We start from the raw sequence: 18004 nt of genomic DNA, 5'->3' as shown, positions 1-18004 counted from the left end.
GATGGCGGGGTGGTGCGCGCTCCTTCTTATCCCAGTTCAGGCCCGCGAAGAGCCGTCCTTTCCTGATCTTGGCCGCCAGTTTTCAGCGGTTCGCTCGCGAGCCGACTTCCGTTAACCCGGGGCGTGCAGCGTGCACTGGCTTACGTAAGGAGCTCCATGTCACGCCCTGTTCGCACGGCCGTCCTGCTCGCGTCCTTCCTGGGGATGGTTCTTCTCGGCGCGGCGCCGGCCTCCGCGCACGGCTTCAGTTCGGTTGTCTACGCGGATGTCACCAGCGGTGACGACGGGCACGTGACGACCAAGCTGGAGCTCGAGTACGACCTGTACATCGTCTCCACCGCCGACGCGTTGAAGGACGACCCGCTCTTCCGCGCCGGCACCGCGGCCTTCGACGACCGCGACGACCAGGAGATGGCCGCGGCGCTGAATTCGCATGCCGGCAACGCGGTCAAATACGTCACCGATCGGTTCACGGTCTCCGTGGACGGCCAGGCCTGCACGGCCACGCGGACCGGCGACTTCACGATGGGTGTGCGCGAGGGCGTCCCGTACACGACGCTTCTCCTGGATTGGGCGTGTCCCCGCGCCGACGCGCACGAGGCGAGCGCCCGCCTTTTCCCCGATTCCGAGGGCTACGTCAAAGGCACCAAAACCATTGTCACGTACGAGATGGACGCCCATTCCGGGAGCGCCGCGCTCGACGCCGGCACGCCGTCCTTCTCCACCGCGCAGACCTGGTACGAGCGCTTCTGGGAGTTTTTCAGACTCGGCGCCGAGCACCTGCTGACCGGGATCGATCACATCCTGTTCCTGCTCGCGCTGATCGCGGGCTCCCGGCGGCCGCGCGAGATCGTGCTCGCCGCCACCAGCTTCACGCTCGCCCACTCGATCACGTTCATGCTGGCCGCGCTGGGCCTGGTCGACGTGCCGGCCCGGGTCGTCGAGCCGGTCATCGCGCTCTCCATCGCGGTGGTCGCGGGCTGGTACCTGTTCCGCCTCTGGCGGCGCGGCGACCACGTGACCGACCTGGAAACCGCCGGTCACAGCCATTTCAGCCTCGACCGCGCCGGGTGGTCGCGGCTCGGCGTGGTGTTCCTGTTCGGACTCGTGCACGGCCTCGGCTTCGCCGGCGCGCTCGGCATCGACGCGGCGTGGTCGTGGACGCTGCTCTGGTCGCTGCTCGTCTTCAACGTCGGCATCGAGGTCGTTCAGCTGGCCATCATCGCGGCCGTCTTCCCGCTCCTGCTCGTGCTGCGGCGGCGCTCGCCCCGGGCGGGACTCTGGGCCACCGGCGTGATTTCCGCGGGCGTGTCCGTTATGGGTCTCATCTGGTTCGTGCAGCGCGTCTTCGGCCTGTGAGCTTCCTGGAAGAGCCATTCATAAGCACATGATCATTCACGTTCGGTTCACCGGGCGCCGACAGCTTGATCATGCTTCATCCCTCATCTCATCTGGAAAAGAGGAACTGAAACCGATGAGAACGAGCCTTGTACGTCGTCGGATGGTCGCCACGGCCACCGCGGCGTTCCTGGGCCTGGGCGTCGCGCTCGGTAGTGGACTGGCCTCCCCGGCCAGCGCCGCCGACACGGCCGCCCTGTCCGGCATCATCCTCGGCGTCGGCGCCAACGAGTCCCAGCGGATCGTGACCTGGTACTCCTCGGCGGACAACGCCCAGCAGGTCCAGGTCGCCCCGACCGCGGAGATCGCGAACGGCGAGTTCCCGGCCACGGCGGTCACCTTCGCCGCGACCGGCGCCGCCAACATCGCCACGAGCGGTGGCTTCAACCGGCACGCCACCGTCACCGGCCTGAAGGAGCACACGGCGTACTCGTACCGTGTCGGCTCCGAGGGCAACTGGTCGCCGGCGTACGCCTTCAAGACGCAGGACTTCGAGGGCGACTACGACTTCCTGTTCTACGGCGACCCGCAAATCGGCTCCTCCGGCAACGTGGCCAAGGACCAGGCCGGCTGGCAGGACACCATGAACGTCTCGCTCGCCGCCAACCCGGACGCCGAGCTCCTGGTCTCCGGTGGCGACCAGGTCGAGACCGCCAACACCGAGTCGCAGTGGGACGCGTTCCTCGCGCCCGACCAGCTGCGCCAGACCCCGTGGGTCGCCACCATCGGCAACCACGACGTCGGCGGCAAGGCGTACGAGCAGCACCTGTACACGCCGAACACGGACCGGTCGAACGCGTACTACTCGAACGGCAACGCGGCCGGCGCCCAGTCCGGCGGCGACTACTGGTTCATCTACAAGGACACGCTGTTCATCGACCTGAACAGCAACAGCTACACGACCACCAGCGGTGGCGGCGGCGACGCGGCCCACGTCGCGTACGTCACCGACGTGGTCAAGCAGCACGGCGGCGAGGCGAAGTGGACGGTGCTCGTCTACCACCACTCGATCTACTCGGCGGCCGCGCACGCCAAGGACAGCGACAACAAGGTCCGTCGTACCGACTTCCCGACCGCGTTCTCGAACCTCGGCGTCGACCTGGTCCTGCAGGGCCACGACCACGTCTACACCCGTAGCTACGAGATCAAGAACGGCGTGAAGGCCAACTCGGACGAGAAGCCGGGCCAGGACGAGGTCTTCGCGGGCCCCGGCGGCGTGATCTACGTGACCGCCAACTCGGCGTCGGGCTCGAAGTACTACGACATCACCACCCCGGACGCCAGCGGCACCAACGGCCCGGACCCGCTCAACCCGGGCAGCTACTGGTACAACTCGGTCCAGAACCAGGAGCACGTCCGCTCCTACGTGAAGGTCCAGGTTCGCAACGACAAGCTGGTCATCCAGAACCTCCGCAGCGGCACCTGCGCGGCGCCGAACGCGGCGGTCGAGGTCGGCAACGTCGGCTGCACCAACACCGCGGACGGCCAGCCGGTCGGCTCGGTCGTCGACAAGGTGACGGTGCACCCGTACCACGCCGACGGCCAGGACATCCAGGTGAACGTCCCGACCGCCGCGCCGGGTGAGTTCGGCTGGACGATCGACGGCAACAACGGCCTCGTGGACCTCGGCACCGCCGCGGAGCACAACGGCGACTACTTCGCCGCAACCGGCAAGATCAACCCGATCGCGGTGTCGGACAGCCGGCGCTCCCTCGCGCCGTGGTCGATCTCGGCCAGCGTGGGCGACTTCAAGGACGCGAGCAAGACGTTCTCCGGCGCCTACCTCGGCTGGAGCCCGTACGTGCTCACGGCCGGCGCCGGCGCGCAGGCCAGCGGCGCGGTTCCGTCCGCGTACGACGACCACGGCCAGGGCCTCTCGGTCTCCCGTGGTCTCGCCTGGGCCAACCAGGGCCACGCCCGCGGCACGGCCAAGCTCGGCGCCGACCTGGATCTGAAGATCCCGGGCGAGGTCGACAAGGGCTCGTACCGGGCCACCCTCACGATCACTGCGCTGAGCAGCTGATCTCGGATTTGTAAGTCGGGGCAGGCGCTTTCCCGGGCGCCTGCCCCACACCTCTTGAGGACTCCCATGAAGATCGCCCTCGTCTCCGCCCTGCTCGCCGCCGTGGCGGCCTTCTCCTCGGCTCCGCCGGCCCTCGCCGACGAGGGCGACGTCACCTGGACGGTCCGCACCGCGTCCAACAGCTACGGCAACGACCGCTCCAGCTACAGCTACTCGGTGAACCCCGGTGGCACGCTGCGCGACGAGCTGGTCGTGGCCAACCGCGGCAAGACCCCGCTGAACCTCAACGTCTACACCGCCGACGGCTTCACCACCGGCGCCGGCCGGCTCGACCTGCGCAACCGCGACGACAAGCAGCTCGGCGTCGGCGCGTGGGTGCGCGGCGGGCAGGCGACCGTCGCCGTGCCGCCCGGCAAGACCGCCCAGGTGCCGTTCACCGTGTCCATCCCGCCGAACGCCACCCCCGGCGACTACGTCGGCGGCATCGTCACCACCCTGACCCAGCCCGACGCCACCGCTCAGATCAACGTCGAGCGCCGCCTCGGCATCCGCATCAAGCTGCGGGTGAGCGGCGAGCTCAAGCCCCTGCTCTCGGTGGAGAACCTGCACGTCGACTACCAGGGCACGCTCAACCCGTTCGGCCAGGGGCACGCCACGGTGTCGTACACGATCCACAACACCGGCAACGCCACCCTCTCGGCGCAGCAGGCGGTCTCGGCCGAGGGCGTCTTCGGCTGGTTCCGCACCGGCGCGGCGTCGATCGCCGCCCCGCCGGAGCTCCTCCCGGGCGAGTCGTGGAAGGTCTCGGTTCCGCTGAAGAACGTGACGCCCGCCTTCGACCTGGCGGTGACGGCGTCGCTGACGCCGCTGCTGACCGACGCCTCCGGGTCCACATCGTCGCTCCCGCCGGTGACCGCGTCGGTGCACGCCATGACCGTCCCGTGGACCCTGGTCGTCCTGCTCGTGATCGTGATCGCCCTGGTCGTGGGTGCGGTGTTCCTGTCGCGGCGTAACCGGGCCCGCCGCAGGACGCGCGAGGACGCCCGCGTGAAGGAAGCCGTCGAGCAGGCCCTTCGCGAGAAGGAGACGCAGGCGAGCTGACCGGCCGGGCGTCACCCGCCGGACGCATGACCCGGACCCGTCGCGGCCGCCAGGCGGGCCGCGAGCGCCCGCATGTGCTCGACGAGCTCCGGCGGCTCGTGGACCTGGAAGTCGAACCCCTTGCCCGCCACGTAGATGGCCAGCTCGTCCAGCGAGTTGGACCCGGCCCGCAGGGTGCAGCTGTGCTCGTCGATCGGCTCCAGGGCCGCGGTCGTGGGGGCGATCCGCTCGGCCGCGGTCGCCATGCTGACGTGCAGGGTGAAGCGGGCCTGGTAGCGGTAGGCCGAGGTGGAGACCGCGCGCGAGGTGTAGCCGCTGAGATCGGGGTCCGGGGGAGTGCGCGGGGCGAACCGGGGGCCGGTGGGCGTGCGCGGCTCCAGGCGGTCCACGCGGTAGGTGCGCCAGTCCTGGCGATCGACGTCCCAGCCGATGAGGTACCAGCGGCGGCCGGTGTGCACGAGGCGGTGCGGCTCGGTCGTACGGATGCTGCTGGCGCCGTCGTGGGTGCGGTAGTCGAAGCGTAAGCGCAACGAGTCGCGGCAGGCGGCGGCGATGGCGGTGAGGGTGCTCGGGTCGACCGTCGGGCCCGCCCCCAGCATGGGAACCGTCACCGATCGCAGGGCGTTGATCCGATGGCGCAGCCGGGACGGCAGCACCTGTTCGAGCTTGGCCAGGGCCCGCACCGAGGTCTCCTCGATGCCGGTGATCGAACCGCCGGCGGCCGTGCGCAGGCCCATCGCGACCGCGACCGCTTCGTCGTCGTCGAGCAGCAGCGGCGGCACGTCGGCGCCGGCGCCCAGCCGGTAGCCCGCGGTGCCGGCCGTGGCCAGCACCGGATAGCCGAGAGCGCGCAGCCGGTCGATGTCGCGGCGGACGGTGCGCGGCGTGATCTCCAGCCGCTCCGCCAGCTCGGCGCCGGACCAGTCCCGCCGGGTTTGCAGAAGCGAGAGCAGTCGCAGCAGCCGCGCCGAGGTTTCCCACATGCGCCGAAGTCTGCCAGGCAGCTAGGACCGAACCTGACCTAACCGGCGCCTAGCGTTGTCGGCATGCGGAACAACAGCGAGATTCGGCCCTTCACCATCGACATTCCCCAGGCCGACCTGGACGATCTGCGCGACCGTCTGGGCCGGACCCGCTGGACCACCGACCTGCCCGGCGTCGGCTGGAGCCGCGGGGTGCCGGCGAGCTACCTCAAGGGCCTGGCCGAGTACTGGCGCGACGGCTACGACTGGCGGGCCCAGGAGCGGGAGCTCAACAAGTACCCGCAGTTCACCACCGAGATCGACGGGCAGAACATCCACTTCATGCACGTGCGCTCGCCGGAACCGGAGGCACTCCCGCTGATCCTGACCCACGGCTGGCCCGGCTCGATCGTCGAGTTCCTCGACGTCATCGGCCCGCTGACCGACCCCAGGGCCCACGGCGGCGATCCGGCGGACGCGTTCCACCTGGTGATCCCATCGATCCCCGGCAGCGGTTTCTCTGGCCCGACCCGCGAGGCCGGCTGGGACACCACCAGGGTGACCAGGGCGTTCGCCGAACTGATGAGCCGCCTCGGCTACGAGCGCTACGGCGCGCAGGGCGGCGACACCGGCGCGGTCGTCTCCCCGGGCCTCGGCCGGCTCAACCCCGGCAAGGTCGTCGGCGTGCACGTCAACGGCGTCTCCGCGTTCGCCGAGGTCAGCCCCGAAGGAGCGGGCGAGTTGACCGAGGCCGAGCAGGAGCGGCTGAGGCACCTGGCGTACATGAAGTTCGAGCAGTCCGGCTACGCCATGATCCAGGTCACCCGCCCGCAGACACTCGCGCACGGCCTGCACGACTCCCCGGCCGGCCAGCTGGCCTGGATCGTCGAGAAGTTCAAGGAGTGGACCGACCCGGCCGCCGAGCTGCCCGAGGACGCGGTCGACCGCGACCGGCTGCTGACCAACGTGATGCTGTACTGGCTGACCGGAACGGCGGGCTCCTCGGCCAACTGCTACTACGAGACCGCGCACGCCGGCGCGTGGGGCGCGAGCCCGCGTTCCACCGTGCCGACCGGCGTGGCCGTGTTCCCGCTCGACGTGTCGATCCGGCGGACGCTCGAGCTCGAACACACCATCGTGCACTGGTCCGAGTTCCCGCGGGGCGGCCACTTCGCCGCGATGGAGGCGCCCGACCTGCTGGTCGGCGACATCCGGGAGTTCTTCGCCAAGCTCCGCCTCACAGTCGCGCGGCACGGCGGGTGAGGTAGCGCTGCTCGGGGAGGCTGGCGGTCATCCGGGCGGCGCGCAGATACGACTCGCGGGCGGCGTCGCGGTCACCGGCCCGTTCGAGGAGGTGGGCGCGGACCGCCTCGAGGCGGTGACCGTGGGCCGGGCGGTCCCCGCGGCCGAGGGTGCCGAGCGCGGCGAGGGCGGCCGTGGGGCCGTGGACCATGGCGATGGCGACGGCACGGCTCAGCGTGACGGCCGGACCCGGCGCGATCTGGGCGAGCACGTCGTAGAGGGCGAGGATCTGTGGCCAGTCCGTGCCGGCGTCGGAGGGCGCCTCGTCGTGCAGCGCGGCGATGGCCGCCTGGACCTGGTACGGCCCGACCGGACCGGCGCCCAGGACCCCGGCCAGCAGCCGCTGTCCCTCGGCGACGGCGGCCCGGTCCCAGAGCTCGCGGTTCTGAGCGTCCAGCGGAACGAGGTATCCGTCCTGGCCGATGCGCGCGGCGCGGCGGGCGTCGGTGAGCAGCATCAGGGCGAGCAGGCCGGCGACCTCGCCCTCGCGGGGGAGAAGCCCGTGCAGGAGGCGGGCGAGCCGGATCGCCTCGCCGGTGAGGTCCACCCGGGTCAGATCCGTGTAGCCCTCGTTGAAGATCAGGTATAGGACGTGCAGCACCACACCGAGCCGGTCGGCCTGCTCGCCGGGGGTGGGCAGCTTGAATCGGCTGCCGGACTCGCGGATGCGTTGTTTGGCGCGGCCGATGCGCCGCTCCATCGTCTCCGCCGGCACCTGGAACGCCGCGGCGATCTGCGCGGTGGTCAGGCCGCCGACCGCGCGCAGGGTGAGGGCGAGCTGCGACGGCGGAGACAGATCCGGATGGCAGCACAGGAACATCAGGACGAGCGTGTCGTCTCCGCCGTCGTCCGCGGCCGGACGCTGGGTCGGGTCGAGCGCTGCCGCGGACTCCCGGCGGCGCCGGGCATGGTCGCTTCGCCAATGGTCGGCGAGCGTACGGGCGGCGACGGTGGCCAGCCAGGCCCGGGGCCGGTCGGGGACGCCGTCGACGGGCCATCGCACGGCGGCGGCGAGCAGGGCCTCCTGGACAGCGTCCTCGCAGGCGTCGAACTGGCCGTGGCGCCGAACGAGGGTGCCGAGGACCTGCGGCGCCAGCTCGCGCAGCAGGTCCTCGATCGGCTCGGCCACTCCGTCGCCCGCCCTACTCCTGCGGGGGTGTCTCGTCCATGACCCGCCGCACCTCCATCGGGTATCTGGTGACCGCGACGACCTGCGACACGATCTCGACCGCCCGCTCGTGACTGCCTTCGATGACCCAGTATCCGGCGAGAGACTCCTTGATCTCGGCGAACGGCCCGTCGGTCGGGATCGGCACGCCGCCGGTGAACCGCACGGTGGTCGCCCGGGCCGGATCGGTCAGGTGCCGGCTTTCGATCACCTCGCCGGATTCGTGCAGCTCGCGGTCCATGCGCATCATCGTCGCCTGCATCTCGGCGATCCACTCCGGACTGCGGTCCGCGAGCGAGGCCCCGAGGCCCCCGAACATCATGATCATGTACTTCATCGGCGCCCTTCCCTTCCTGAAAACACATGGTCGGAGCCGGCTACCCGGATCCGGACATCGCGCACTCGGCAAAGTTTGGGGTGCAGGATGTGGACATGGCCGTCGACGTGCTCACCGAGATCGTGATCGACCGTCCGTGCGCGCAGGTAGCGGCGTACGCGGGCGACCCGTCGCACGCTCCGCGGTGGTACGTGAACATCGAGTCGGTCGAGTGGCGCACCCCCGAACCGGTGACGGTCGGCTCGCGGATGGACTTCGTGGCACGGTTTCTCGGCCGCCGGCTCGCCTACACGTACGAGGTTGTCGAGCTCGTGCCGGGCGAGCGGCTGGTGATGCGGACGGCGCAGGGGCCGTTTCCGATGGAGACCACGTACACCTGGCAGCCCGTCGATCCGGCGCGCACCCGGATGACCTTGCGAAACCGGGGCGAGCCGGCCGGGTTCGCCAAGATGACGGCGCCGATCATGGCCGGGTCGATCCGCCGCGCCAACCAGAAGGACCTCGCGAACCTCAAACGCCTCCTCGAAAGCCAGGGCTGAGCGGCGCTCAGCGGGCGAGGGGCAGGCCGAAGACCGGGAACAGGCCGGCGTCGGGGAAGCCGGTGATCGCGGCGATCCGGTCGCCGTCGAGGGCGAGGACCATGATGCCGTAACCGCGGCAGTCGCCCTGCTCGCCGGGCAGGTAGGCGGCCACCGCGGGCAGGCCGTTGGCCCGGATCTCGACCAGGCGGATCAGGTCGAGCCGGCCGCCGGCCGGGACGGTGGCGAAGAACTCGACGACCGCGTCGCGGCCGGCGATCTCGATGGCCTGCGGCGGCATGGTCAGAATGGCGTCGTCGCGCAGCAGGGCGGCCAGGGCGGGGAGATCGCGGTCGTGCCAGGCCCGGACGAACTCGGCGACGACCCGGCGTTCCCGCTCGCTGCCGGCGCGGGGCGGCGCCGGTGCGCCCTGCGCCTGGGCGGTGGTGGCGCGGGCACGCTGCAGCGCGCTGTTGACCGCGGCCACACTGGTGTCCAGCAGGTCGGCGACCTGCTGAGCGGGCCAGCCGAGCACCTCGCGCAGGATGAGCACCGCCCGCTGGGTGCCGGGCAGCAGCTGCATCGCGGCGATGAACGCCAGGGCCACCGTCTCCCGCCGGTCGACGATCGCGGCGGGGTCGGCGTCGGCGTCGCCGAGCCGGTCGAGCAGCACGTCCGGGTACGGCTGCAGCCAGGCCGCGTCGAGCGTGTTCGTGATCGGGTCGCGGGCCCTCCTGTTGATCATCTTGAGGCAGGTCGTGGTGGTGATCCGGTACAGCCAGTGCCGCAGCGGCGCCCGGGTCTCGTACCGTGCCAGGCCCTGCCAGGCGCGCAGCAGCGTTTCCTGAAGCGCCTCCTCGGCGTCGTGATAGGAGCCGAGCATGCGGTAGCTGTGCAGGTGAAGCGCGCGCAGATGCGGGGCGACCAGCTCGCGGAACGCGATCTCGTCACCGCCACGGGCCGCCTCCAGCAGCGTCTCGGTGCTCGTCTGCGCTGTCACCGGGCCACCGTAACGCCCGGGTACGACAACACCGATGAGTTCTGCTCGCCCACGGGATTGAACAGGGTGGCGGCCGATCCCGGCCGCCGGCTTCGAGGCGAAAGAGGACGCTGATGAACGCACCATTCGTGTGGTTCGACCTGACCGGCGGCGAGGGTGGGACGGCCGCCGAGTTCTACCAGGGCCTGTTCGGCTGGCAGACGGCGCCGGGCGCCGGTGGGTACGCCGCCTGGTTCGCCGATGAAGGGCAGCCGTGGGGCGGCGTGATTTCCGGCGGCGGGCTACCGCCCGGCCGGTGGCTGCCGTACGTGCTGGTCCCGGACCTGGACACCGCGACGAAGCAGGCGGTCGAGCTGGGCGGCCGGGTCGTGCGGGACAAGACGACCGGCCCGGCGGGCACCTCGGTGGTGATCGCCGATCCCGGTGACGGGCTGGTCGCGCTCTTCGTTCCCGCCGGCTGACGACGGTCCGGGGCCGCGCCGGCGGGCCCGGCCCCGGACCCCGCACCGCGGGCTCAGCCGGTGCGGGCGTCGATGTTCGCGAAGGAGACCTCGGCGCCGGCGGCCGCGCCGGTGTTGGTGACGCCGAGCTGGATGCGGCCGCTGGTGAGGTCGGGGTCGGTCACGGCGCCCTCCACGACGCCGTTGCCGTCGATGGTGACGACGGCGTGCTGGTTGGAGATCACGATGTCGAGCTCGTGCGCGGTGCCCGGCGCCAGGACGCTCGACGAGGTCCGGCCCAGCGAGTTCAGCAGGGCCCCGTTCAGCTCCTCCAGCTCCACGTGGTCGGCGCAGGCGGTCAGCTGATACCCGCGGTCCCCGTGATAGCGGAACCAGACCATCCCGCAGGCGTCGGCGGTGGCCAGCTCCATGCGTACGGAGATCGACTGGTTCCCGCTGAACGCGTCCTCCGGCCCCGGGCACTGGAACGTCGACTTGCCCTTGACCTGGGCCCGCAGCTGACCGTCGCGATAGGTGCAGCTGCCGGACTCGGCGACGCTCTCCCGGAACCGGCCGGGCCCGCTCAGCGGGTCGGCGAAGGACGGCCCGCGCAGGGTCGAGGTCGTCGCCGTGGCGATCTTCGTCTCCGGGCCGGGATCCTCGACCTTCGGGTCGCCGGTCGTCCGGGCGTAGGCGACGGTCGCGGCGGCCACCGAGGCCAGCATCAGGGCGCCTACCGCGTACGTCAGTCGCCGGCCCACCACGCGGGAGGGGGACGGCGCACGCCGGCGGTCTGCCCGGCGGCGGCCGGGCCCGGCGTCGCTGACCGGCGCGCGGCCGTTGACGGGCGGCGAGCTGTCGACCGGGAGGTCGACCCAGCGCGGGCTGTCGACCCGTGGGCTGTCGACCGGGCGCGGGTTGGTTGCCGGCGCCGGTCGCGGGCCCTCGGCGATCACCTGCTCGAGCAGGTCGCGCGAGTCGAACCGGCCGCCCGTCCGCCTCGGCCTCGCCTCGCCGTGCGGCACGTTCACCGCGAGCAGTTGCTGCAGCAACTCGTTGGCGGTCGGCCGGTCGCCCGGGTCTTTCGCGAACGCGCGACTGACCAGCTCGACCAGGGACTGGGGCACGCCGCGCAGCTCGGGCGCCTTGGTGAGGATCTGGGCGGCGGTCGCGACCGGCGTGTCGCCGTAGAACGGGTTCCGCCCGGTGCCGGCGAAGACGATCACGCCGCCCCAGGCGAAGATGTCGGCCGCGGGCGTGATGGGGCCGACGTCGGGATCGAGCCGCTCGGGCGCCATGTAGTCGACGGTGCCCACCCAGCGGCCGGGCCGGGTGTGCTTGGTGGTCGCCTCCAGCGCCCGGGCGATGCCGAAGTCGATCACCTTGGGCAGGCCCAGCGACAGCAGCACGTTGCTCGGCTTCAGGTCGCGGTGGATGACACCGGCGCCGTGGATGGCGGTCAACGCCGCCGCCACGCCGACCGCGATGCTGTGCAGGTCGCCGGGCGACATCGGGCCGCGCTCCTCGACGACCTCCTGCAGGCTGGGGCCTTCCACGTACTCCACGACCAGGTACGGCGTGTCGTCGTCGGGGTCGGCGTCCAGGACCGCGGCGGTGCAGAACGACGGCACCTGGCGGGCCCGCTGCACCTCGCTGCGGAACCGGGCCCGGAACTCGTCGCTGTTCGCGTGCTCCGGCCGGATCGCCTTCACCGCGACGGGCCGGCCCTCCCGGTCACGCCCGAGGAACACGGTGCCCATCCCGCCCTCGCCGAGGCGGCCGAGCAGGCGGTAGTCGCCGAGCCGTCGTGGGTCGCCCGGCCGCAGGGGCCTAGTCGTCATGGGATGCGCGCTCTCGGGACGTTTGGGTCATGGTGGACAGTCACTCAATGTGACGGCTTCTGATCGGGACGGTCCCCGATCTTACGACCGGAAATCACGCATGAGCCCACGTGACAGCCACCATTTTGCACACTCTTCTTGTTACTGATGGGTTTTGGCATGTTCCCGACCGAGGCCACAGAGCGTAATCGCGGGGTTCGGTGGGGTATGGGGCATTTGACGGCTTGTGACAAGCCGCTCGTCTCCGGGAGCGGCCCTACGGCCGGCAGACGCGCTCGACGAGGTTCTGCCAGGCGGCGCCGAGCTCGCGCTCGGCGTCGTCGCGGCCGGCGGTCAGGGTGCCGGCGGAGAGGTAGAGCAGGAGCGGGCCGTCCAGGGCCGCGGTCAGCTGAACGGCGAGCAGGCCGAGGTTCACGCCGGGGAGGCTCATCTCGCGGAGCAGCACCTGGATGTGGATCTGCGAGGCCGGCGCCTGGGCGGGACCGGGAATCGGCTGGCGCCCATCGAGCGTGAAGCGAGCGACGTCGCGGTTCCGGAACAGCCAGGCGACTCTGGCCCGCCCGTACGCGATCAAACGCTCGATGGGCGGCGCGCCAGGACCCAGTGGGGGAGGCCCGGAAAGCACATGTTGTTGGAGTTCGCGCTCGCTGTCGTCGAGCAGGGCCTGAAAGATGCCGGCCCGGGTACGGAATCGGCGGAACACCGTGCCCTTGCCGAGGCCGGAGCGTTCGGCGAGGGCGTCCATCGTCAGGTTGTCCGGACCCGCCTCCGCCAGCATCAGGCGTGCTGTGTCGAGCAGTTGCCGCCGGTTGCGCGCGGCGTCGGCCCTCTCCGGCCGCGGTGGCTCCCAGCTCAGCGGCACCTCGGTCACCCGGTGATCCTAACCACGTCTTGGCTAAGCGGGGTAAAGTCCGCTTATGCTTGCGACGCGAAGCAACATCACATGGTGAGGAGACTCCGATGACGCAGTTCACGACGCTGCCCGACGAAGACCTGCTGGCGACGACGGTCGTCGCGCTCGAGGAGCACGGCTTCAGCGTGGAGGTGGTCGACGACTTCGAGGCCGCGCGCAAGGCCGTGCTGACGCGCATCCCGCACGGTTCGTCGGTGATGACCAACACCTCGGTCACGCTGCAGGAGACCGGCATCCAGGACGCCGTCAACGACACCGACGGACCGTACGAGTCGGCGCGCAACCGCATGCTCGCGCTGGATTTCCAGACCCAGATGGCGGAGATGAAGGCCATCGCCGGCGGCGCCGACTACGCGCTGGGCAGCGTGCATGCGATCACCGCCGGCGGGGCCGTGGTCATCGCCTCGGCGTCCGGCAGCCAGCTGGCCGCGTACGCGTGGGGCGCCCCCAACGTGATCTTCGTGGCCGGCGCCCAGAAGATCGTCCCCGACCTCGAAGTGGCCCACGACCGGGTGGTCAACCACAGCCTCAAGCTCGAGGACGTCCGGGCGCAGGCCACGTACGGGCAGGGCAGTTACATCGGCAAGGTGCTCGAGATCCGCCAGGAGATGCCCGGCCGCATCCACCTGGTGCTCATCCGCCAGAACGTCGGCTTCTGATCTCGGCCGCGAATCCGCGCAGCCGCAGGCTGTTGCCGACGACGAAGACGCTGGAGAACGCCATCGTCGCGCCGGCGAGCATGGGGTTGAGCAGGCCGAGCGCCGCGATCGGGACCGCCGCGATGTTGTAGGCGAAGGCCCAGAACAGGTTCGTCCTGATCGTGGCGAGGGTCCGGCGGGACAGCCGGATCGCGTCGACCGCGCCGCGCAAGTCGCCGCGGATGAGAGTGATGTCCGCGGCCTCGATCGCGACGTCGGAGCCGGTGCCCATGGCCAGGCCGAGGTCGGCCTGGGCGAGCGCGGGCGCGTCGTTGACACCGTCGCCGACCATCGCGACGGTCCGGCCCTCGGCCTGCAGCCGGCGGATCACGTCGGCCTTGTCGCGGGGCAGGACCTCGGCGATCACCTGCTCGATGCCGACCTCGGCGGCGATCCGCTTCGCCACGGCTTCGTTGTCGCCGGTGAGCAGGATCGGGGTCAGCCCGAGGCGTTTGAGGCCGGCGACCGCCCCGGCGCTGGTCGGCTTGACCGTGTCGGCTACGACCAGCAGCCCGCGGACTTCGCCGTCCCAGCCGGCCACGACGACCGTCCGGCCCTCGCTCTCGGCGCGGGCCTTGGCGGCGGACAGCCCGGCCGGCAGCGGCTGGTCCAGCAACGACTCCCGTCCGACCAGCACCTCGTGCCCGTCGACGGTGCCGCGCACGCCCCTGCCCTCGAGGTTGGTGAAGTCGTGCACGGCCGGGAGAGCGCCGGTGACGGCCTTCGCGATGGCCTGGGCGATCGGGTGCTCGGAGGCGTCCTCCACGGCGCCGGCCAGGCGCAGCAGGTCGTCGCGGCTCGTGCCGGGCGCCGGGATCGCCTCGGTGAGGGCCATCCGGCCGGTGGTGACGGTGCCGGTCTTGTCGAGCACGACCGTGCCGACCTTGCGAGTGGACTCGAGCACCTCCGGTCCCTTGATCAGAATGCCCAGCTGCGCGCCGCGACCGGTGCCGACCAGCAGCGCGGTCGGCGTGGCCAGACCAAGAGCACAAGGGCAGGCGATGACGAGTACGGCCACCGCAGCCGTGAACGCGGCGCTGACCGGGAATCCGGCTCCCAGCCAGGCGCCGAGCGCCGCGAACGCGACCGCGATCACGACCGGGACGAACACGCCGGAGATGCGATCCGCGAGGCGCTGCACCTCGGCCTTGCCGGTCTGGGCATCCTCGACCAGCTTGGCCATCTGCGCGAGCTGGGTGCCTTCGCCGACCCGGGTCGCTTCGACGGTCAGGCGGCCCCCGGCGTTGATGGTCGCGCCGGTGACCGGATCGCCGGGGCCGACCTCGACCGGCACCGACTCGCCGGTCAGCATCGACGCGTCCACCGCCGAGGTGCCGACGACGACGGTCCCGTCGGTGGCGACCTTCTCGCCCGGCCGCACCACGAACCGGTCGCCGACCGCCAGGTCCTCGATCGCGATCTTCGTCTCGGCGCCGTCGCGCAGCACCGACACCTCCTTCGCGCCGAGCTCCAGCAGCGCTCGCAACGCCGCGCCGGCCTGCCGCTTCGACCGCTTCTCGAAGTAGCGCCCGGCGAGGATGAACATCGTCACTCCCGTCGCGACCTCCAGGTAGAGGTTCCCGGCGCCGTCGCTGGGCGCGAGCGTCAGCTCGAACGGGTGCTTCATGCCCGGCTCACCGGCGGTGCCGAGGAACAGCGCGTACACCGACCAGGCGAACGCGCTCAGCGTGCCCATCGAGATCAGCGTGTCCATCGTGGCCGCGCCGTGCCGCAGGTTGGTCCACGCGGCTTTGTGGAACGGCCAGGCCGCCCACACGATCACCGGCGCGGCCAGGGTCAGGGACGCCCACTGCCAGTAGGTGAACTGCAGCGCCGGGATCATGGCCATCGCGATCACCGGAATGCTCAGCACCACCGCCGCGATCAGCCGCTCCCGCAACTCCTTCAGCTCATCGCCCGGCTCGGGGTCCCTTTTCGCCGGCAGCGCGGCGGTGTAGCCGGTCTTCTCCACCGTGGCGATCAGCGCCGCCGGGTCGAAACCGTCCGGCACCGTCACCTTCGCCTTCTCGGTGGCGTAGTTGACCGTCGCGGTGACCCCGTCGAGCCGGTTCAGCTTTTTCTCGATCCGCGCCGCGCACGACGCGCAGGTCATCCCGCCGATCTCCAACTCGACGAACTGAGCCGTTCTCATCGGAAAGTCCCTCCGGCGTCGAGGACGAACTCGGCGGTGCGTACCTGCCCGCCGACCTTGAAGTCCAGATAGAGCAGGTACCGCCCGGCGGTCGGTACCTCCGCGCCGAACCCGAGAGCCGGTCCCGGCGTCGCACCGTCCTGCGCGTGGACGTGCAGGTAGCCCAGGTCGCCCTCGCGCAGCGCGACGAGGTGCCCGAACGAGCCCAGATACGGTTCCAGCGTCGTCACCGGCTTGCCGTCCCGGCTGATCGTCACGGTCAGCTCGCTGGTCGCGCCCGCGGTCAGTTCACCTTCGATCGCCAGGTGGAACCCGTCGACGTCGTCGGTAGCGTGCGGCCGTGGACTGATCGGAGCGTAGGAGCCGGCGACCTGCAGGCTCCGGGTCAGCGTGATGCTGCCGGCGTCTTCCCGTCCCGCCGGCACGAAGTCCGCGAACACCCGGTACGACCCCGCCGCCGTCCACCGCCAAGGCGCCGTCCACGTACCCGATGGGTCCATCTGCGGATGCACGTGCCGGAACTCGGCCCCGTCCGCCCTGACCACGATCAGATGCAGCTGCTTCTCATGCGACGTCGCAAACCCGGTCACCGGCGCGCCGTTCCCATCCACGATCCGGAACGCCAGCCTGCCGTCCACCCCGGTCGCCTGCGGCCCCTCGACCGGCGACAACTCCAGCCCTTCGGCCGCAACCCCGAGCCCACGTACGTCAGATGCCGCCATCGCCATCTCTCCGTGCCCCGCGCCTTCGGTCTTCGCCTGCCGCGACGCGACAGCCCCGTCCGGCACCACCACGGCCCCCACCGCGAACGCCGCCCCGAACACCACCGCGACCCCCGCCCCGAACAGCCCCAGCTTCCCCGCCGCGTTCATGAGACCCGCTCCGCCGAGTACCCCGCCTCGTCCACCGCCGCGAGCACCAGCGCGTCTTCCACCGCGCCGCCTCCCGTAACCACAAGCCGCCCGGTCGCAGCGCTGACCTGAACCGCCTCCACCCCGGGCACCCGCCCCACCTCGTCGCGCACCGAAACCTCACAGTGCGAGCAGCTCATCCCGGCTACCTGAAACTCGACCACGCTCATCCCAGCCTCCTCGTAAATACCCCAACGGGGTACCAGTACCAAGGAAGCTATACCCCCTAGGGGTATAAAGCAATGAAGCGTCGGTCACTGCACGGAGTCCGGCAAATTGGCGTGCGCAAGAGCCCTCGGTTGGGCAGTCTTCATCGCGACACGAGGGAGCGTGCCGGAATGCCCATGCATGACGACCAGATCGACGTGACCGCCGAGACGGTCGCCGCCCTGGTACGCGAGCAGTTCCCTCAGTGGGCCGGCCAAGAGGTCCGGGCCTTGCCGTCAGCCGGGACGGTGAACGCCATCTTCCGCATAGGCGACGGCCTGGCGGCCCGCTTCCCCTTACGCCGAGCCGACCCGGCCGCCGCGCGATCAGACCTGGAGCGGGAGTCGCGCGCCAGCGCAGAACTGGCCCAAATCTCCCCTTTCCCCGTCCCCGAGCCTGTGGCCCTGGGCGAGCCCGGCCCCGGATACCCCCTACCGTGGCTCGTGCAGACGTGGCTCCCAGGAACCATCGCCACCGATGCGGACCCGTCCAGTTCGGAGGCGTTCGCCGATGACCTGGCCACCTTCATTCACGCCTTACGCCAGGCCGACACCGCCGGCCGCCACTTCAACGGCAGTGGCCGAGGCGGCATCCTCACCGACCACGACGAGTGGATGGAAACCTGCTTCCAACGCAGCGAGCCGTTCCTTGACGTGCCCCCGCTCCGCCGCCTCTGGTCCCGCCTGCGCGCCCTCCCGCGCACTTCCCCCGACGTGATGACCCACGGCGACTTGATCCCCGGCAACGTCCTAGTAAGCCAAAACCGCCTGGTAGGCGTCCTGGACACCGGCGGCTTCGCCCCCGCCGACCCAGCCCTCGACCTGGTAGCAGCTTGGCACCTGCTGGAGAGAACCCCACGCCAGCTCCTACGCAAAGCCCTGAACTCCGACGACCTGGAGTGGGAGCGAGGCAGGGCGTGGGCCTTCGAACAGGCCATGGGCCTGGTCTGGTACTACGGCGAGACCAACCCGCCAATGGCCCGACTAGGTCGCCAAACCCTGGCCCGACTGCTGGCCCCAGACGCTTGAGATCC

At 70.9% G+C, this 18004-nt stretch carries 17 protein-coding genes; 8 read left to right on the top strand and 9 right to left on the bottom strand.

All coding sequences use genetic code 11. The annotated features are described in order from the left end of the window. The first annotated feature begins 156 nt into the window (after positions 1-156). From ACQPZX_RS44280 to ACQPZX_RS44270, 3 genes are all read left to right on the top strand, one after another. On the top strand, positions 157-1359 hold the full coding sequence (locus ACQPZX_RS44280) for a HupE/UreJ family protein (protein WP_433369810.1): 1203 nt from the start codon (positions 157-159) through the stop codon (positions 1357-1359). Positions 1360-1474: 115 nt separating this feature from the next. Next, complete coding sequence (locus ACQPZX_RS44275) at positions 1475-3421, top strand: fibronectin type III domain-containing protein (RefSeq protein WP_433369807.1); 1947 nt, start codon at positions 1475-1477, stop codon at positions 3419-3421. Positions 3422-3487: 66 nt separating this feature from the next. Next, the gene (locus ACQPZX_RS44270; protein ID WP_433369805.1) at positions 3488-4522 is read left to right on the top strand and encodes a WxL protein peptidoglycan domain-containing protein; all 1035 of its coding nucleotides are present in this window, start codon (positions 3488-3490) and stop codon (positions 4520-4522) included. Between the two features lie 11 nt (positions 4523-4533). On the opposite strand, the gene ACQPZX_RS44265 is transcribed toward ACQPZX_RS44270, so the two are convergent. Next, positions 4534-5505, bottom strand: coding sequence for a helix-turn-helix transcriptional regulator (locus ACQPZX_RS44265; protein ID WP_433369802.1), 972 nt, complete (start codon positions 5503-5505; stop codon positions 4534-4536). Positions 5506-5568: 63 nt separating this feature from the next. On the opposite strand from ACQPZX_RS44265, the gene ACQPZX_RS44260 reads away from it, so the two are divergent. Then, entirely contained in the window at positions 5569-6747 is a 1179-nt protein-coding gene (locus ACQPZX_RS44260) for an epoxide hydrolase family protein (protein WP_433369800.1), read from the top strand. Here ACQPZX_RS44260 and ACQPZX_RS44255 read toward each other — a convergent pair. Beyond that, positions 6722-7915 (bottom strand): RNA polymerase sigma factor, encoded by a 1194-nt coding sequence (locus tag ACQPZX_RS44255; protein WP_433369798.1) that lies wholly within the window; start codon positions 7913-7915, stop codon positions 6722-6724. The genes ACQPZX_RS44260 and ACQPZX_RS44255 overlap by 26 nt on opposite strands. Positions 7916-7928: 13 nt before the next feature. Continuing rightward, positions 7929-8291, bottom strand: coding sequence for a YciI family protein (locus ACQPZX_RS44250; protein WP_433369795.1), 363 nt, complete (start codon positions 8289-8291; stop codon positions 7929-7931). A gap of 95 nt (positions 8292-8386) precedes the next feature. On the opposite strand from ACQPZX_RS44250, the gene ACQPZX_RS44245 reads away from it, so the two are divergent. After that, positions 8387-8830, top strand: a complete 444-nt coding sequence (locus tag ACQPZX_RS44245) for an SRPBCC family protein (RefSeq protein WP_433369792.1) — start codon at positions 8387-8389, stop codon at positions 8828-8830. A gap of 7 nt (positions 8831-8837) precedes the next feature. On the opposite strand, the gene ACQPZX_RS44240 is transcribed toward ACQPZX_RS44245, so the two are convergent. Further along, positions 8838-9809, bottom strand: a complete 972-nt coding sequence (locus tag ACQPZX_RS44240; protein ID WP_433369789.1) for an RNA polymerase subunit sigma-70 — start codon at positions 9807-9809, stop codon at positions 8838-8840. Between the two features lie 113 nt (positions 9810-9922). Here ACQPZX_RS44240 and ACQPZX_RS44235 point away from each other — a divergent pair, with 113 nt between their 5' ends. Beyond that, on the top strand, positions 9923-10270 hold the full coding sequence (locus ACQPZX_RS44235) for a VOC family protein (RefSeq protein ID WP_433369786.1): 348 nt from the start codon (positions 9923-9925) through the stop codon (positions 10268-10270). 53 nt (positions 10271-10323) lie between these two features. Here ACQPZX_RS44235 and ACQPZX_RS44230 read toward each other — a convergent pair whose 3' ends face one another. Beyond that, positions 10324-12090, bottom strand: a complete 1767-nt coding sequence (locus tag ACQPZX_RS44230) for a serine/threonine-protein kinase (protein WP_433369783.1) — start codon at positions 12088-12090, stop codon at positions 10324-10326. Between the two features lie 256 nt (positions 12091-12346). Continuing rightward, positions 12347-12961: a TetR/AcrR family transcriptional regulator gene (locus tag ACQPZX_RS44225; RefSeq protein WP_433369780.1), complete on the bottom strand. Its 615-nt coding sequence runs from the start codon at positions 12959-12961 to the stop codon at positions 12347-12349. Between the two features lie 89 nt (positions 12962-13050). Here ACQPZX_RS44225 and ACQPZX_RS44220 point away from each other — a divergent pair, with 89 nt between their 5' ends. Further along, complete coding sequence (locus tag ACQPZX_RS44220; RefSeq protein ID WP_433369777.1) at positions 13051-13662, top strand: LUD domain-containing protein; 612 nt, start codon at positions 13051-13053, stop codon at positions 13660-13662. On the opposite strand, the gene ACQPZX_RS44215 is transcribed toward ACQPZX_RS44220, so the two are convergent. The 3 genes from ACQPZX_RS44215 to ACQPZX_RS44205 are packed head-to-tail and all read right to left on the bottom strand — an operon-like array spanning position 13637 to position 16934. Then, positions 13637-15853: a heavy metal translocating P-type ATPase gene (locus ACQPZX_RS44215; RefSeq protein WP_433369774.1), complete on the bottom strand. Its 2217-nt coding sequence runs from the start codon at positions 15851-15853 to the stop codon at positions 13637-13639. The two genes, ACQPZX_RS44220 and ACQPZX_RS44215, sit on opposite strands and share 26 nt — an antisense overlap. After that, positions 15850-16725 (bottom strand): hypothetical protein, encoded by an 876-nt coding sequence (locus ACQPZX_RS44210; RefSeq protein ID WP_433369771.1) that lies wholly within the window; start codon positions 16723-16725, stop codon positions 15850-15852. Before ACQPZX_RS44210 ends, ACQPZX_RS44215 begins: the two co-directional genes overlap by 4 nt. Then, positions 16722-16934, bottom strand: a complete 213-nt coding sequence (locus ACQPZX_RS44205) for a heavy-metal-associated domain-containing protein (RefSeq protein WP_433369768.1) — start codon at positions 16932-16934, stop codon at positions 16722-16724. Before ACQPZX_RS44205 ends, ACQPZX_RS44210 begins: the two co-directional genes overlap by 4 nt. Before the next feature lie 168 nt (positions 16935-17102). Between ACQPZX_RS44205 and ACQPZX_RS44200 the strand changes: the two genes are divergently transcribed. Further along, a complete protein-coding gene (locus tag ACQPZX_RS44200; RefSeq protein WP_433369765.1) occupies positions 17103-17999 on the top strand; it encodes an aminoglycoside phosphotransferase family protein in 897 nt (298 codons plus the stop codon). Positions 18000-18004: the final 5 nt, after the last annotated feature.

The organism is Actinoplanes sp. CA-142083, from assembly GCF_050942195.1.
Taxonomy (GTDB): Bacteria; Actinomycetota; Actinomycetes; order Mycobacteriales; family Micromonosporaceae; genus Actinoplanes.
Note: the sequence above shows the minus strand (reverse complement) of the source record. Positions and strands in the feature narration are given on the sequence as shown.

Bases quoted from the DNA above. Each gene is read 5' to 3' on its own strand.
- ACQPZX_RS44280 (WP_433369810.1), top strand. From the start codon at position 157: ATGTCACGCCCTGTTCGCACGGCCGTCCTGCTCGCGTCCTTCCTGGGG.
- ACQPZX_RS44275 (WP_433369807.1), top strand. From the start codon at position 1,475: ATGAGAACGAGCCTTGTACGTCGTCGGATGGTCGCCACGGCCACCGCG.
- ACQPZX_RS44270 (WP_433369805.1), top strand. From the start codon at position 3,488: ATGAAGATCGCCCTCGTCTCCGCCCTGCTCGCCGCCGTGGCGGCCTTC.
- ACQPZX_RS44265 (WP_433369802.1), bottom strand. From the start codon at position 5,505: ATGTGGGAAACCTCGGCGCGGCTGCTGCGACTGCTCTCGCTTCTGCAA.
- ACQPZX_RS44260 (WP_433369800.1), top strand. From the start codon at position 5,569: ATGCGGAACAACAGCGAGATTCGGCCCTTCACCATCGACATTCCCCAG.
- ACQPZX_RS44250 (WP_433369795.1), bottom strand. From the start codon at position 8,291: ATGAAGTACATGATCATGATGTTCGGGGGCCTCGGGGCCTCGCTCGCG.
- ACQPZX_RS44245 (WP_433369792.1), top strand. From the start codon at position 8,387: ATGGCCGTCGACGTGCTCACCGAGATCGTGATCGACCGTCCGTGCGCG.
- ACQPZX_RS44235 (WP_433369786.1), top strand. From the start codon at position 9,923: ATGAACGCACCATTCGTGTGGTTCGACCTGACCGGCGGCGAGGGTGGG.
- ACQPZX_RS44230 (WP_433369783.1), bottom strand. From the start codon at position 12,090: ATGACGACTAGGCCCCTGCGGCCGGGCGACCCACGACGGCTCGGCGAC.
- ACQPZX_RS44220 (WP_433369777.1), top strand. From the start codon at position 13,051: ATGACGCAGTTCACGACGCTGCCCGACGAAGACCTGCTGGCGACGACG.
- ACQPZX_RS44215 (WP_433369774.1), bottom strand. From the start codon at position 15,853: ATGAGAACGGCTCAGTTCGTCGAGTTGGAGATCGGCGGGATGACCTGC.
- ACQPZX_RS44210 (WP_433369771.1), bottom strand. From the start codon at position 16,725: ATGAACGCGGCGGGGAAGCTGGGGCTGTTCGGGGCGGGGGTCGCGGTG.
- ACQPZX_RS44205 (WP_433369768.1), bottom strand. From the start codon at position 16,934: ATGAGCGTGGTCGAGTTTCAGGTAGCCGGGATGAGCTGCTCGCACTGT.
- ACQPZX_RS44200 (WP_433369765.1), top strand. From the start codon at position 17,103: ATGCCCATGCATGACGACCAGATCGACGTGACCGCCGAGACGGTCGCC.